Origin of the sequence: Stenotrophomonas chelatiphaga (assembly GCF_032054965.1) — a bacterium.
GTDB classification, from domain to species: domain Bacteria; phylum Pseudomonadota; class Gammaproteobacteria; order Xanthomonadales; family Xanthomonadaceae; genus Stenotrophomonas; species Stenotrophomonas chelatiphaga.
The window spans coordinates 35,498-50,171 of record NZ_DAMBRS010000009.1; the positions used below are offsets into that span (position 1 = coordinate 35,498).

Here is a 14,674-nt window from a genome sequence, read left to right on the forward strand (position 1 = left end):
ACGGCGGAACTGCAACGCGGCCCCCGCCGCCTGTGACGAAACCGAAATGTCCCCAGCCCTCCAGCCTCATCGCCAGACCCGCCAGACCATCGTGCGCCTGCTTTCCAGCATGGCCAGCGCGAAGGAAATCAGCCAGTACCTCAAGCGTTTTTCGCAGCTCGACGCCAAGCGCTTCGCCGTGGTGAAGGTCGGCGGGGCGGTGCTGCGCGATGACCTGGAAGCGCTGACGTCCTCGCTGTCGTTCCTGCAGGAAGTAGGGCTGACCCCGATCGTGCTGCACGGCGCCGGCCCGCAGCTGGATACCGAGCTGGCCGCGGCCGGCATCGAAAAGCAGACCGTCAATGGCCTGCGGGTGACCTCGCCGGAAGCGCTGGCGATCGTGCGCCAGGTGTTCCAGCAGTCCAACCTGCGGCTGGTGGAGGCCCTGCAGCAGAACGGCGCGCGCGCCACCTCGATCACCGGCGGCGTGTTCGAAGCCGAGTACATGGACCAGGCCACCTACGGGCTGGTCGGTGAAGTGAAGAAGGTCAACCTTGCACCGATCGAAGCCAGCCTTCGCGCCGGTTCGATTCCGGTCATCACCAGCCTGGGTGAGACCCGCAGCGGACAGATCCTCAACGTCAACGCCGACTTCGCCGCCAACGAGCTGGTGCAGGAGCTGCAGCCGTACAAGATCATCTTCCTGACCGGCACCGGCGGGCTGCTGGACGAGGAGGGCAAGGTGATCGACTCGATCAACCTGTCCACCGAGTACGAACACCTGATGACCCAGCCGTGGATCCACGGCGGCATGAAGGTGAAGATCGAGCAGATCAAATCGCTGCTGGACCGGCTGCCGCTGGAGTCGTCGGTATCGATCACCCGGCCGGCCGACCTGGCCAAGGAACTGTTCACCCACAAGGGCTCCGGTACGCTGGTGCGCAAGGGCGAACGCGTGCTGCGCGCGACATCGTGGGACGAACTGGACCTGCCGCGCCTGCGCGGGCTGATCGAATCCAGTTTCGGCCGCGTGCTGGTGCCGGATTACTTCGACAAGACCCGCCTGCTGCGCGCGTATGTCAGCGAAAACTACCGCACCGCGGTGATCCTCACCGACGAAGCCGAAGGCGTGTACCTGGACAAGTTCGCCGTGCTCGACGACGCACAGGGCGAGGGCCTGGGCCGGGCGGTGTGGAACGTGATGCTGGACGAGACGCCGCAGCTGTTCTGGCGCTCGCGCAACGGCAATCCGATCAACCACTTCTACTATGCCGAATCCGATGGCTGCTACAAGCAGGGCACGTGGAAGACATTCTGGTTCGGTGCCGACGGCTTCGATCGCATCAAGGCCTACGTCGACCATTGCGCGCAGCGCGCGCCGAGCCTGCTCGGATGAACGCGCCCGCCGACTGGACCGCAGCGCCGACGCTGTCAGGCCGCCACGTCTCGCTGGAGCCGCTGCAGGCCCTGCACGTGCCGGGCCTGCAGCGCGCGGTGGAAGGCACCGGGCTGGACCAGCTGTGGTTCACCCAGGTGCCGTCGGTCGCCGGCATGGCGGCGTATGTGGATGCCGCGCTGCAGGCGCAGGCCGAAGGCAAGGTGTTGCCGATGGTGATCCGTGATGCAGGCGGAGCGGTCGTCGGCACCACGCGCTGTTACGCGCTGGATGCCAGCGTGCCCAAGCTGAGCATCGGCTATACCTGGTACGCGCCGCGCGTACAGCGCAGCGGGGTCAATACCGAGGCCAAGCTGCTGTTGCTGCAGCATGCCTTCGAAACGCTCGGCTGCCTGGCCGTGGTGTTTGAAACCAGCTGGTTCAACCATGCCTCGCGCACGGCCATCGCGCGTCTTGGCGCCAAGCAGGACGGCGTGCTGCGCAACCACACCCGGCATCCCGACGGCACGCCGCGCGATACCGTTGTTTTCTCCATCATCGACACGGAATGGGCGGCGGTGAAACGCCACCTGCAGTTCCGCCTGGACAGCCACGCATGAACGTAAAAACCTTCACCCTGGGCATCGTCGGCGCCCGCGGCCACACCGGCGCGGAGCTGATCAAGCTGGTGGCCGCGCATCCGAACCTGCAGCTGGCGTTCGTGTCTTCCCGCGAGCGCGCCGGGCAACGGCTGGCTGACCACCATCCTGAGATCACCGGCGAGGTGCAGTACGAAAACCTGGACGCCGACGCGGTCGCCGCCAAAGGCGTGGACGCGGTGATCCTGGCGCTGCCCAATGGCCTGGCCGCGTCGTTCGTGGCCGCGCTGGAGGCGGCAAGGCCGGACACGGTGATCGTCGATCTGTCCGCCGATTACCGCTTCGAAGGCAGCTGGTATTACGGCCTGCCCGAGCTGACCCGCACCCGGTACAACGGTGAGAAGCACATCAGCAACCCGGGCTGCTATGCCACCGCGATGCAACTGGCGATCCACCCGCTGCTGGACCTGCTGGCCGGCCCGCCGCAGTGCTTCGGGGTGTCCGGCTATTCCGGCGCCGGTACCACGCCTTCGGACAAGAACAATCCGGAACTGCTGGCCGACAACCTGATGCCGTACGCACTGACCAACCACGTACACGAACGCGAGGTGTCCGCGCACCTGCGCGTGCCGGTGGAGTTCATGCCGCACGTGGCGCCGCACTTCCGCGGCATCACCATGACGGTCAACCTCTGGCTCAACCAGGTGCAGACCCGCGAACAGATCGCCGCGCGCTTCGCCGATGCCTACGCCGCTGAGCCGCTTGTCGAAGTCGTCGACGACGCGCCGTGGGTGAGCCGCATCGCCGGCCGCCACGGCGTGCAGGTCGGCGGCTTCACCGTTGCGCCCGGCGGCAAGCGGGTGGTGGTGGTGGCCACCCTGGACAACCTGTTGAAGGGCGCGGCCACCCAGGCCATGCAGAACCTCAACCTCGCGCTGGGTATCGACGAACTCACCTCGATCCCGCATTGATTGAATCAACGGGCGGCCCAGGCCGCCGATGGAGCACAGCATGGCAGACCTTCTGTGGCAGAAGCCGGGCGTCGCGGTCGACGCAAAGATCCAGACCTTCCTCGCCGGTGATGACGTGATCCTTGATCGCGAATTCTTCCTGCATGACATCGCCGCCAGTGCCGCGCACGCCGAGGGCCTGGCGCACATCGGCATCCTCAGCGCGGACGAGCTGGCCGGCCTGCAGCGTGAGCTGGAGGTGCTGGCCGATGACTTCCGTGCCGGGCGTTTCGTGCTGGACGAACAGTACGAAGACGGCCATTCGGCCATCGAAGCGCGCCTGACCGACCGCCTCGGCGATGCCGGTCGCCGCATCCACACCGGCCGCAGCCGCAACGACCAGGTGCTGGTGGCGACCCGGCTGTGGCTGAAGGAAAAGCTGCAGCGCGTAGCGCAGCTCAGCGCGGAGATCGCCAAGGTGGCGCTGGATCGGGCCGACGCCGAGAAAGACCTTCCGATTCCGGGCTATACGCACATCCAGCGCGCCGTGGTGTCTTCGGCCGGCATGTGGTGGGCGGGCTGGGCCGAGGCGTTCATCGACAACGCCATCCGCGCCCGCGATACGCACGCGCTGGTGGATGCCAATCCGCTGGGCACCGCCGCCGGCTACGGCGTCAACCTGCCGCTGGACCGCGAACACACCACTGCCGCGCTCGGCTTCGCGCGCATGCAGGTATCGCCGATCTACGCGCAGCTGTCGCGCGGCAAGTTCGAAATGGCCGCGCTGGAAGCACTCGGCGGCGCGACGCTGGACCTTCGCCGCATCGCCTGGGACCTGTCCCTGTTCACCAGCGCGGAATTCGGTTTCGTGGCACTGCCGGCGCAGTACACCACCGGCAGTTCGATCATGCCGAACAAACGCAATCCCGATGTCATCGAGCTGATGCGCGCGACCCACGCCAGCGTCGCCGCCGCACGCACCGAAATCGAGCAGCTGCTGTCGCTGCCGTCCGGCTACCATCGTGACCTTCAGGGGTCGAAGGGCGCGATCTTCCACGGCTTCGGCCGCGGCCTGGCCGCGCTGGAACTGCTGCCGGCGCTGCTGGCCAATCTGGAATGGCGCAACGACAAGCTGCTGGCCGGGATCGATTCAGGCATGTACGCCACCGACGTGGCGGTCGAGGCGGCCGTCGCCGGCGTGCCGTTCCGCGAAGCCTACAAGGCCGCAGCGGCAGGCGCGGACACGGCGGGCCAGGGCCGTACGCCGGAAGGCAGCCTTGCCGCGCGGGTGTCGCCCGGCGCCGCCGCCGACCTGCGCCTGGACGTCCTGCGCGCGCGCTGGCAGGCACTGGGCTGATGGCCGCCACGCTGTATCTGGTGATGGCGATGCGGCGGCCGGATTTCGATCCGGCGGCGGTGCAGCCGCACATCGCCTTCCTTGATGAACTGCGTGCTGCCGGTCAGCTGCAGCTGACCGGCGGTTTCAGTGACGGCAGCGGCGGGGCATACGTGCTGTGCAACGTGGGCAGCCTGGAGCAGGCCCACGCCATCGTCGCGCGCGATCCGCTGGTGACCCTGCAGTCTTCGGACCTGACCGTCCACGAATGGACCACCCGGTGAGCCCCTCCTGATGATCGACCCTGCCGCCATGACCGCATTGCCGTTTCCCGGACAAGCGTTGCCGGACTGGCGGCGCGCCGTGCTGAAGGTCGGCAGCAGCCTGCTCGCCGCCGATGGCGGCGGGCTGTCCCCACGCCATGCCCTGGGGCTTGCCCAGTTCGTATCGGCCAACGTGCTGGCCGGCCGCGAAGTGGTGATCGTGTCTTCCGGCGCGGTCGCCGCCGGCCGCGCGATCCTGCCCCGGGTCGAGGCGGCCGGTGCGGCGATGGCCGCCCGCCAGGCCCTGGCTGCACTCGGCCAGGCCCAGCTGATCGGCCTGTGGCAGCGCTTCTTCGAACGGCCCGTGGCGCAGGTGCTGCTCACCCACGATGACCTGCGCAACCGCCGTCGTTATCTCAACGCACGCGCTACCCTCAACGAGCTGCTGCGGCTGGGCGCGCTGCCGGTGGTCAACGAGAACGACACCGTATCGGTGGACGAGCTCAAGCTTGGCGACAACGACAACCTGGCCGCCACCGTGGCTGCGCTGGTGGATGCGGATGTGCTGTTCATCGCCACCGACATCGACGGCCTGTACAGCGCCGATCCGCGCCGCGATGCGTCGGCGCAGCCGATCCCGCAGGTGCAGGAATTGACCGCCGACGTGCTGGCGATGGCGGGCGGCAGCGGCAGCAGCGCCGGCACCGGCGGCATGCGCACCAAGCTGGAAGCCGCATCGAAAGCAGCGCGGCTGGGTATCGAAACGATCCTGTTCAATGGCCGCAACGGCGATGTGGTGCGCGCGCTTGCGCAGGGTCGTCTGCATGGCACGCGCCTGCATGCATCACAGAGCCGCGAGGCCGCACGCAAGTACTGGCTGCGGCACGCCCCCGTGGAACCCGGGGTGATCTGGATCGACGACGGCGCCGTGCAGGCGATGCGCGGCAAGGGTGCTTCGCTGTTGCCGGGGGGCATCACCGGGGCGGACGGTGAGTTCCGGCGGGGCGACATGGTCGAGATCCGCTGCCGGCCGGGCGCCGGCGGTGGCGAGGCGAGCGTCGCGCGCGGCGTCACCCAGTACGCGGCCAGCGACATACGCCGCATCGCCGGGCGCCATTCGCGCGACATCGAAGCTGCGCTCGGCTACAACTACGGTGGCAACGTCGTGCACCGCGACGACCTGGTGCTGGTATGAATCACGAGGCGATCCCATGAGTGACATCGAACAACAGGCACGCGCCTGCCGCGCTGCGGCCACCGTGGTGGCCGGGCTCGACACGGTGCAGCGCACCGCGCTGCTGCAGTCCATGGCCGCTGCGCTAGAATCGCATGCCGGGCAGATCCTGGCCGCCAATGCACGCGATCTCGCCGCCGCGCGTGACAAGGGAATCGGCAGCGCGATGCTGGACCGGCTGATGCTGGACCCGCCGCGTCTGTTCGCGATGGCGCAGGCGCTGCGCGAAGTGGCCGGGCTGCCGGATCCGGTAGGCCAGGTGACCCGTGACGATGTGCGTCCCAATGGCATCCGCGTGCAGAAAGTGCGCGTGCCGCTGGGGGTGATCGCGATGATCTACGAAGCGCGCCCGAACGTCACCGCCGAGGCCGCGGCGCTGTGCCTGAAAGCCGGCAACGGGGTGATCCTGCGCGGTGGCTCGGAGGCGATCCATTCCAACACTGCCATCGCCGCCGCACTGGGCAGCGCGTTGGCTGCGCACGGCGTGCCGGAGGCTGCGGTGACGGTGCTGACCGACCTGCGCCGCGAGGCGATGCTGGAACTGCTGCAACTGCATGAGTTGATCGACCTGGCGATCCCGCGCGGTGGCGAAGGGTTGATCCGCTTCGTTGCCGAACATGCGCGCGTACCGGTGATCAAGCACTACAAGGGCGTCTGCCATCTGTTCGTGGATGCCAGCGCCGATATCGATCAGGCCATCGACCTGCTGGTGGACGGCAAGTGCAGCCGGCCGTCGGCGTGCAACTCGCTGGAAACCCTGCTGGTGCACCGGGATGTCGCCGCGGAATTCCTGCCGCGCGCCGGCCAGGCGCTGGCCGCACGCGGGGTCGAGCTGCGCGCCGACGCCCTGTCGCTGCCGCTGCTGGAGGGCAGTACGGCGGCCACCGATGACGACTACGCGGCCGAGTTCCTGGACCTGGTGATCGCGGTGAAAGTGGTGGAAGATCTGGAGGCGGCCATCACGCATATCCGCCGCTACACCTCCGACCACACGGAGGTGATCGCTACGCGGGACGCGGACCACGCCGAACGCTTCATCCACGCCCTGCAGTCGGCGGTGGTGATGGTCAATGCATCATCGCGCTTTTCCGATGGCGGCCAGCTGGGGCTGGGCAGCGAGATCGGCATTTCCACCACGCGCCTGCATGCCTACGGCCCGATGGGCCTGGAAGCGTTGACGGTGGAACGTTTCGTGGTGCGCGGCGAAGGCCAGGTGCGTACGGCCAAGGCGTGACGACCAACGGTCGTCACCCACCGAGGGCAGGAGCTGACGGCCAGCGGCCGTCACTACCGCAGGTCAGCCAACCGCGAGCGGGCGCACCATCAGCACCTGTTCGGTCATGCCGACCGGCCGTGCATCATCGTCCATGTGCAGCGTGACCGCCTTCGCCCCGGACAGCTGGCGTGCCAGCGCATCGCTGGCGCCAAGGTCGCGTGCGATCTCCGGCAGTGCGACATCCACGCGCGGGGTGCGCCGTTCCTTGCCGGCAAACCGGTAGCGGTTGTACTCGGCCCACAGGATCAGCAGGGCCGCGCAGCCGATCAGCAGCACCGGCAGGGCGATGACGATGAACGGATCCAGCTGCTGCTTGCGCTCATACAACTGCAGCCACGCCAGGCGTCCACCCACCAGCCACGAAATCAACGTCAGCACCGGCGCCCACAGGTAGAAATAGAACGCCCAGAACGCGATGGTGACGAATCCCCATGCAGTGCGCTGCAGGCGTGGCTGCTGGCGCGGCTTCTGGATGAGGCGCGAATCGAAACGACGCGACGGCTTGTTGGCGTTCATCGAATTCCCCGGTCTGGACTGACCCAGGTGGCGCGCTTCCTGCCCCGCTTCATCAGCGTTTTCGGCAGTGCCACCAGGGTGGTGAAGAGGCTGATCAACCAGTAGGCCATCGGGTACCAGATCACCCAGAAGTAATTGCGGCCGATGTTGATTTCGTAACGACGGTCGATGATCAGGCTGCTGGCGAACTGCAGCAGGCAGACCAGCGCCAGGATCACGCCGTGCCACTGCGGCAGCAGCGTCTGGATGTACAGCGACGGCGGCAGTTCGACGAACTTGCCCAGCGCCCACAACACGATGATCAGCAGCATCACGTAGGCCCACAGCACGCTGAAGATGTACTCCACCAGCACGCCCCACATGCGGCGCTTGCGCCAGTTGAACAGGCTCATGCCATGCCGCAGCAGCACCTCCACGCCGCCCTGTGCCCAGCGCAGGCGCTGCTTCCACAGTCCGCGCAGGGTTTCCGGCATCAGGATGAAGCACAGCGCATTGGGCTCGTAGCGGATGTCCCAGTGGTCCAGCTGCAGGCGCCAGCTGATGTCGATGTCTTCGGTGACCATGTCATCGGCCCAGTAGCCGATGCGATGCAGGGCGGTGCGGCGGAAGCCGGCGATCACCCCGGAAATGGTGAAGATGCGGCCGTAGACGCGCTGGGCCCGCTTGATCATGCCGATGATCGAGGAGAATTCGGCCACCTGCAGGCGGCCCAGCAGGGTGGAGCGGTTGCGAATGCGCGGGTTGCCGGTGACCGCGCCCACGCGCGGCCCGCTGGTCAGGTGCCAGACCATCCAGTGCATGGCGTGCTCTTCCAGCATCGCATCGCCGTCGATGCACACCAGGTACTCCGAGCGCGCGGCCAGTGCGCCCATGCGCAGCGCGTTGGCCTTGCCCAGGTTGCGGTCCAGGTGCACCACGCGCAGGCGCGGATGGATCGCTGCCAGCGCGTCCAGGCGCGCGCCGGTGTCATCGCGGCTGCCATCGTTGATGGCGATCACTTCGAAGTCCGGGTAGCGCTGTGCCAGCGCCGCGCCGATGGTGTCGTCCAGGTTGTCCGATTCGTTGTGGCAGGGAATCAGCAGCGAAGCGAACGGGTACTCGTCCATCGGCGGCGGATCATTGCGGTCACGCGACTTCCGCTCCCGCCGGAAGAAGTAGTACAGGCCTCCCGACATCCAGAAGAACGCCATCACCATCGGGTAGAAGAAGGCGAACTGGAACAGGTAGTAGACAGGCGCGTGGTCCATGTCACCGCTCCGGGTAGGGGAAGTTGCGCGCCGACATCGCCGCGCGCGCATCGGCCGTGGAAGGCTTGTCCGCGATGAAGTCATCGGGGTACCACGCCAGGTGGCGCACGCCCTGTGCCTGCAGGCGGCGTACCTGCGCACGCAGGCGCTCGCCGGGGATCGCGGTCTGGGTGCGCCAGTCAACGGTCTGCAGTTCGAACAGGGTGTGCTTCAGCTCCGGATCGTGTTCGCGCACCGCGGCCACCAGCCGGTCCAGCCAGCGCTCCGGGTGGCGGCTGCCTTCCATCCACGGCATCGCCATCAGGGCGGTGTGGTCGTAGGCGGCGTTGAACAGGTCCAGGCGCTGGGCGAACCACGCCGCGCTCTGCGGCTCCAGCACCGGCTGTGCGTACAGGTTGCGCACGGTGCCCAGCTTCGGTCGCCAGCGCTGCGCACGGTCGCGCAGGGCCAGGGTGAAGTCGATCAGCGCCTGGGTCCGGTTGCCGTCATCGCCTTCCTGCGCCAGGCCGGTGAGTTCGGTATCGCGCACGTAGGCATCGTCGTGGAACAGCAGGCCTTCGAAGTAGGAATTGATCGCCAGGTCTTCGTAGATGTCCAGGATGATCTGGCGCGCGGCCGGCTTGGTGAAGTCCATCCGGTACATGCCGTCTTTTTCCGGACTGGCGATGCCCAGCGCCTGCTTCTGTGCCGGATCGGGCAGTTCATAGCCCAGCACCGGCAGCCACGCGTACACCTTCACGCCTGCGCGGGTCTTCAGCTGCCACGCCACGCGGTTGAACAGGTCTGCGCGCATCGGCAGGTGGCGATTGGGGAAATACAGCGCATCGGCGGTGTTGTTGCCGTCCGGATCGGCGAAGGCCTGGAGGTAGACGTGGGTCGGGCCGATCTTCTTGACCCGGTCGATCAGCGTGTCCAGATTGCGCGCCAGCTGCGCCGGGTCCTTGTCATACACCGCGTCCATGTCGATCTGCAGAGCGCGGGTGCCATCCAGGTTGGTGTTGCGGCGCAGTTCGAAGGCCAGTCCGGTGACGTTCGGATTGCCGGTCACCAGCAGGCGCGCCAGCCCGTGCAGGTCACGCGTGACCGGCGTGCTGCGGCCTTCCAGATCGAAGGACACCGGCATGCCGAGCTGCTCGGCGATGTCGTTGCTGAGCTGGTTGTAGGCCGCGTACGGCCAGACGATCGCCTGCGGACGCACGCCGAGGTTCTTTTCAATCAGCCCGGCACTGCGCGACAGGTCATCGCGCAGGCGCTTTTCATACGCAGCCGCGCTCTCGTAGGTACCGGTGGCCGGATCGTAAGCGCGGGTGATGACCGCCGGCGTGGAGTTGCCCTGCGGGTTGGACTGCACGCCGTGGTGCTGGTTGTCGGTATGGCTGGCCAGTTCGATCAGGCCGCTGTCCTTCATCTCGCGCAGCTGGTCCCAGGTCAGGAAATCATCGCGGCCGAACGGGCGGTAGCCGTAATCGATGGTGCGATCCGGGGCCATGTCCACGTAGTCGGTGATCACCGCCACCAGCGCCGGGTAGTTGTAGGCGCGCAGTAGCGGGTAGACCTTGCTGTAGACGCTGCGCAGGCCATCATCGAAGGTCAGCAGCACCGGCTTGGGCGGCAGCGTCGCTTCCCCGCGCGATGCCTTGACCAGCTGGCTCAGCGACACCGGGTGGTAGCCGTGCGCGGACAGCCAGTCCAGGTGGGCGGCGAAGTTCTGCGTGCTCACCGCATAGGCATCCGGATCGCCCTTGGCGGCCACGTCATCGCGGATGTCGTGGTAGCTCAGCACCAGCAGGCCGTTGCCGGCCGCATCCAGTTCCGGGCGGGTCTGGGCCTGCAGCGGCGCGCACAGCGCCAGCAGCACCAGCAGGATCATCATCATCGGCAGTCGCATGTTGCTCACTCGCATCTCATTCTCCCCAGCGCAGGCCGGCTTCCAGGCCGACATGCCGCTCGCGTTGGCCGTCATACACCGGACGCGACCAGCGCACCCCGTACTCGAAAATGCGCCCCGCACCGATCTGCCACTCGTGGCGATACTCCACCGAGGGCACCAGTGCGCTGCCGAAGTCTTCCTGCCAGTAGTCGCCGACCGACACGGTCAGGCGGTGGCGGAAATGCTTCTCGTAGTGCCGCCACAACTGCTGGTCGATGCGCAGGCCGATTTCCACCGAGCGGTCGCGCGAGGGATTGAAGTAGGGCACGTCATCGCGGCTGCCACGGCTGGCATACAGGCTGCCCAGCCCGTCCACCTGCAGGGTCGGGCGGCTGAGCAGGCGCTGCTCCACCGAGGTGCTGACGGTGTCGCGGCGGTTGCCGTCGTCATAGCGGTACTGGCTGGCGCCGATCCGCCACTGCGTACGCTCGTTGCGGGTATAGGTCGTGGCCAGCGCCACGCTGTCAGCGGTGATGCCCGATACGCGGGCCTGCATCGAGGCATCGGCATCGTTGCGTGCGGCGCTGGCGCCGATGTGCCACTGGTCGTTGAACTGCCAGCCGAGTCCGGCGCGCAGGCCGGTATCGCCGACGTCGTCATTCGGGTGCAGCACCACCAGCTCGCCATCCAGCTGGTCGAAGCGGTAGTTCACCCCGGCCCCGAACCACCACGGGTTGATGCGCTGGTTCTGGAAGTCCACCGAACGGCGGTCTGCAAAGGCCAGCACCCGCCAGCGATCGGCCAGGATCGGCGAAGAGGCCTGCACGCGGTAGCTGCCATCGTCGTTGCCCAGCGGCGAAGCGCCGCCACCGCCACTGCTGCGGCCGACTTCCGCATTGGCTTCCAGCTGCCAGCCGCGGTGCGCGCGCCAGGCGCGGTCCATGCGCTGCACCGAAGGCTGGTTCGGGTAGCGGGCCAGCAGGTCGTCGTGTATCGGACGGGCGCGGTCGTCGCGCTGCAGCGCGATGTGGGACTCGAACATGCCGATGCGCGGAGAGACATCGCGCGGATCCAGCGTGTAAGCCATCTGGTGGCGCTCCAGCGCACGCCGTGGCCATCCGCGCATCTGGTACACGCCGCCCAGCGCGGTCTGCAGGCCGCCGTTGCCCGGGCCGATCGCCACCCGCTGTTCCAGCTCGGCCTGGGCCGTGGGCAGGTCGTTGCTGTAGGCGCGGATCATCGCCAGGTTGAGGTCGGCCTCATAGCGGGCCCAGTTCGCGTAGGGCGCACGCGCATTCGGGCCCCAGCGCCAGATCGGCTCGTCCTTCTGCCAGGCCACCAGGTAGTCGATGGCGGTGTCTGCCTGTTCGGTTTCCAGGTACGCATAGGCCAGTTCCGAGCGCGCCTGGAAGCGCGAGGGGTCGTTCTTCACGGCCTGCGACAGCACCGGGATCGCCTCGTCCGGATGCTGGGTGGCCATCAGCGAGTCGCCCACCGCCGGCAGCACGTAGTCGGGCAGCTCGATGCCATCGGCGCGCAGGGCGAGATACTCCTCGCGCAGCTGGGCGTGGCGGGACAGGCGGTTGAGCAGGATCAGCCGGTCCAGGCGGATGCGCCGGGGGGCCTGCGCCAGCGGGATGCCGTCGCGCCGCAGGTAGTTTTCCATCAGCGCCAGGGTGTCTTCGGCTTCATCCAGGCGGGTGTCTTCGCTTTCGCCATAGGCCATGCTCCAGCCCACCAGGCGAGCCAGGTAGTCCGCTTCGAAGCGTTCCTTCTGGCCCGCATCGAACAGGTCCGGGCGTGCCTGATACAGCTGCCAGGCACGGCTGGCATTGCCAATATCACCCAACGTCAGCACCTGCAGCTTGTACAGCAGGTCGTCGCCGGGACTGGACTGCTGCGCGCGCTCGATCGCCGCCAGCGCATCCAGCCACTGGGCCTGGTCGCGATGGCGGCTGATTTCAGCCATCTGCTCGGCGCGGTTGGCGGGGGCAAGGGCGGCGTGCGCGCCTGTCGCCAGGACGAGGCAGGCCAGGCCGACGCAACGCGCCAGCGGACGATGGACAAACATGAAACCCCCAGGAGCTGGTTCGTGCGATAAAGAATTAGAAAGTGTGACGCACATCACGTGCCAAGCCCCTGCAACGACGCGTTGCGGAGCCGCGTGATGGAAATCGAGGGATGCGGAGGCGGGCCGGTCCAGCCTGATCGTGCCTGCTGCCAGTGACTTTGCCCGCATCCTTGCCCCTATACGCAATGCGGGGGCGACTGGATGAACGTCCGGCTACGGACGTTCATGCTGCGGCCGCCACCGCAGGAAGACGCCCTGCGACAGATGCAGGGTCGACAAGTGACGCGTTGCGTCAGTTGCGACGGATCATAACGCGATTGTCGTGGATGGCTTTTCACCCAGCGACGTGTTTCACCACAGGTCTTCGAGCTTGCGCGGCTTGCAGGCGAACCACGAGGCGCACAGCATCACCAGCGCGCAGCAGAACAGGAACCCGAACGGCAACGTCCAGCTGCCGCTGATGTCGTGCAGCCAACCCACCAGGAAAGGACCCAGGCAGCTGAAGCTGTAGCCGACGCCCTGCATGAAGCCGGACAGCGCGGCCGATCCGGTCGGGGTGCGGGTGCGCAGGTTGATCAGGGTGAGCGCGAGCGGGAAGGTCGACGGACCCAGGCCCAGCAGGCAGGCCCACAGCAGCGGGGCCTTCATCGGCGCCAGCAGCAGCCCGGCGAAGGCCACCACGAAGGAGCCGAAGCCGATCAGCACCAGCGGGAACGGGTTGGCCATGCGCACCGCAAGCGACGGAATCACCAGCGAAGGCAGCAGGCCCAGTGCGGAGAACATCGCCACCATCACCCCGCCGAAGGCCGGCGATGCGCCGGCTTCGACCACGATGCGCGGCAGCCAGGTGAACATCGAATAGGTCATCAGCGAGGTCATGCCGAACATCAGCGTCATGCCCCAGCCCAGCGAGGTCGCGGAGACCCGGCCGTGCGGCTGGGCGCCCGGATCCGGGCCGTCGGTGATCACATCGTGGCGCGGGGTGCGGCGCACCAGCATCAGCCATGGCAGGGTCGCGGCCAGGGCCAGCAGCGCCCACATGCCCAGCGACACGCGCCAGCCGGCCGCGTTGGCAACCGGCACCGCCAGCAAGGCCGGCAGCATGGTGCCCAGCTGCAGCGCGCTGATGTACAGCGTGCTCATCGTGCCCACCTTGTTGGCGAAGTAACGCTTCACCAGCGGGGGCACCACCACGTTGCCGATCCCCATGCCGGCCAGCGCGATGACTGAACCGGCCAGCAGGCTGCCCATGCCGACCGCACTGGAGCGCAGCAGCAGGCCGACCAGCGCCAGCGACATCGCCAGCAGCGTGGTGCGTTCCAGGCCGAGGCGGCGCGCCAGCATGGGCGTGCACACACCGAACAGCGCGAACGAAGCGGTCGGCAGCATCCCGAGCACGCCGGTCATGGTGGTGCCGAAGCCGAAGGTCTGGCCCAGCACGTCCAGCAGTGGGGTGACCGAGGTCACCGCGGTGCGCAGGTTGACCGCGGCCAGCACGATGGCGGCGAAGACCAGGGCGCGCCCGTGCAGCAGCGAAGGCGCAGGCGATGAAGAGGAGGCGGTGGGGCTCATGGTGGATCCTTGCCGGTGGCGCGCGCGGCGGCCTCCGGATGCAACGGCGGCACCGGGCGAACGCCGGTGCGGCAGGGTGGGGGAGGTGGCCATTGTACGTCGCCAGCAAAAACGACAGGCACAAAAAAACCCGGGAGACCGTCGTCTTCCAGGTTTCTTCGTGACCAACAAAGTGGTCGGGGAGACAGGATTCGAACCTGCGACCTCTACGTCCCGAACGTAGCGCTCTACCAGACTGAGCTACACCCCGAAGGGTAGCCGCCTATCATATCGATTCCCGCACTGGGCGGCAAGGGGAATCTCAACTTCCTTCGGTCGTTCCGACCACCAGAGTGGTCGGGGAGACAGGATTCGAACCTGCGACCTCTACGTCCCGAACGTAGCGC

At 67.4% G+C, this 14,674-nt stretch carries 12 protein-coding genes and 2 tRNA genes (1 of these 14 only partly in view); 7 read left to right on the top strand and 7 right to left on the bottom strand.

The window, feature by feature from the left end; translation table 11 throughout:
* The first annotated feature begins 46 nt into the window (after window positions 1-46).
* Genes RTX79_RS12210 through RTX79_RS12240 form a run of 7 tightly spaced genes read left to right on the top strand, consistent with a single transcriptional unit; the run spans window position 47 to window position 6,970 of the window.
* On the top strand, window positions 47-1,375 hold the full coding sequence (locus tag RTX79_RS12210; protein WP_057687251.1) for an acetylglutamate kinase: 1,329 nt from the start codon (window positions 47-49) through the stop codon (window positions 1,373-1,375).
* Window positions 1,372-1,974, top strand: coding sequence for a GNAT family N-acetyltransferase (locus tag RTX79_RS12215; RefSeq protein ID WP_312683993.1), 603 nt, complete (start codon window positions 1,372-1,374; stop codon window positions 1,972-1,974). The genes RTX79_RS12210 and RTX79_RS12215 overlap by 4 nt, the downstream gene beginning before the upstream one ends.
* Window positions 1,971-2,924 (top strand): N-acetyl-gamma-glutamyl-phosphate reductase, encoded by a 954-nt coding sequence (gene argC / locus RTX79_RS12220; RefSeq protein ID WP_312683995.1) that lies wholly within the window; start codon window positions 1,971-1,973, stop codon window positions 2,922-2,924. The genes RTX79_RS12215 and argC overlap by 4 nt, the downstream gene beginning before the upstream one ends.
* Window positions 2,925-2,964: 40 nt before the next feature.
* Window positions 2,965-4,260 (top strand): argininosuccinate lyase, encoded by a 1,296-nt coding sequence (gene argH / locus RTX79_RS12225; RefSeq protein WP_312683996.1) that lies wholly within the window; start codon window positions 2,965-2,967, stop codon window positions 4,258-4,260.
* Window positions 4,260-4,523, top strand: a complete 264-nt coding sequence (locus RTX79_RS12230) for a YciI family protein (RefSeq protein ID WP_312683998.1) — start codon at window positions 4,260-4,262, stop codon at window positions 4,521-4,523. Before argH ends, RTX79_RS12230 begins: the two co-directional genes overlap by 1 nt.
* Window positions 4,524-4,533: 10 nt before the next feature.
* Entirely contained in the window at window positions 4,534-5,697 is a 1,164-nt protein-coding gene (proB, locus tag RTX79_RS12235; protein WP_312683999.1) for a glutamate 5-kinase, read from the top strand.
* A gap of 16 nt (window positions 5,698-5,713) precedes the next feature.
* A complete protein-coding gene (locus tag RTX79_RS12240; RefSeq protein WP_312684000.1) occupies window positions 5,714-6,970 on the top strand; it encodes a glutamate-5-semialdehyde dehydrogenase in 1,257 nt (418 codons plus the stop codon).
* 63 nt (window positions 6,971-7,033) lie between these two features.
* Here the strand turns inward: RTX79_RS12240 and pgaD are convergent, their stop codons facing one another.
* From pgaD to RTX79_RS12275, 7 genes are all read right to left on the bottom strand, one after another.
* A complete protein-coding gene (gene pgaD / locus RTX79_RS12245; RefSeq protein ID WP_057687244.1) occupies window positions 7,034-7,528 on the bottom strand; it encodes a poly-beta-1,6-N-acetyl-D-glucosamine biosynthesis protein PgaD in 495 nt (164 codons plus the stop codon).
* Window positions 7,525-8,775, bottom strand: a complete 1,251-nt coding sequence (gene pgaC / locus RTX79_RS12250) for a poly-beta-1,6-N-acetyl-D-glucosamine synthase (protein ID WP_057687243.1) — start codon at window positions 8,773-8,775, stop codon at window positions 7,525-7,527. The genes pgaD and pgaC overlap by 4 nt, the downstream gene beginning before the upstream one ends.
* Window position 8,776: 1 nt before the next feature.
* Window positions 8,777-10,663, bottom strand: a complete 1,887-nt coding sequence (pgaB, locus tag RTX79_RS12255) for a poly-beta-1,6-N-acetyl-D-glucosamine N-deacetylase PgaB (RefSeq protein WP_057687278.1) — start codon at window positions 10,661-10,663, stop codon at window positions 8,777-8,779.
* Between the two features lie 16 nt (window positions 10,664-10,679).
* Window positions 10,680-12,716 (bottom strand): poly-beta-1,6 N-acetyl-D-glucosamine export porin PgaA, encoded by a 2,037-nt coding sequence (pgaA, locus tag RTX79_RS12260; RefSeq protein WP_057687242.1) that lies wholly within the window; start codon window positions 12,714-12,716, stop codon window positions 10,680-10,682.
* 351 nt (window positions 12,717-13,067) lie between these two features.
* Window positions 13,068-14,288 (bottom strand): CynX/NimT family MFS transporter, encoded by a 1,221-nt coding sequence (locus RTX79_RS12265; protein ID WP_312684004.1) that lies wholly within the window; start codon window positions 14,286-14,288, stop codon window positions 13,068-13,070.
* 173 nt (window positions 14,289-14,461) lie between these two features.
* Window positions 14,462-14,538 (bottom strand) — tRNA-Pro (locus RTX79_RS12270).
* Between the two features lie 83 nt (window positions 14,539-14,621).
* Window positions 14,622-14,674 (bottom strand) — tRNA-Pro (locus RTX79_RS12275); it runs 124 nt beyond the window's last position.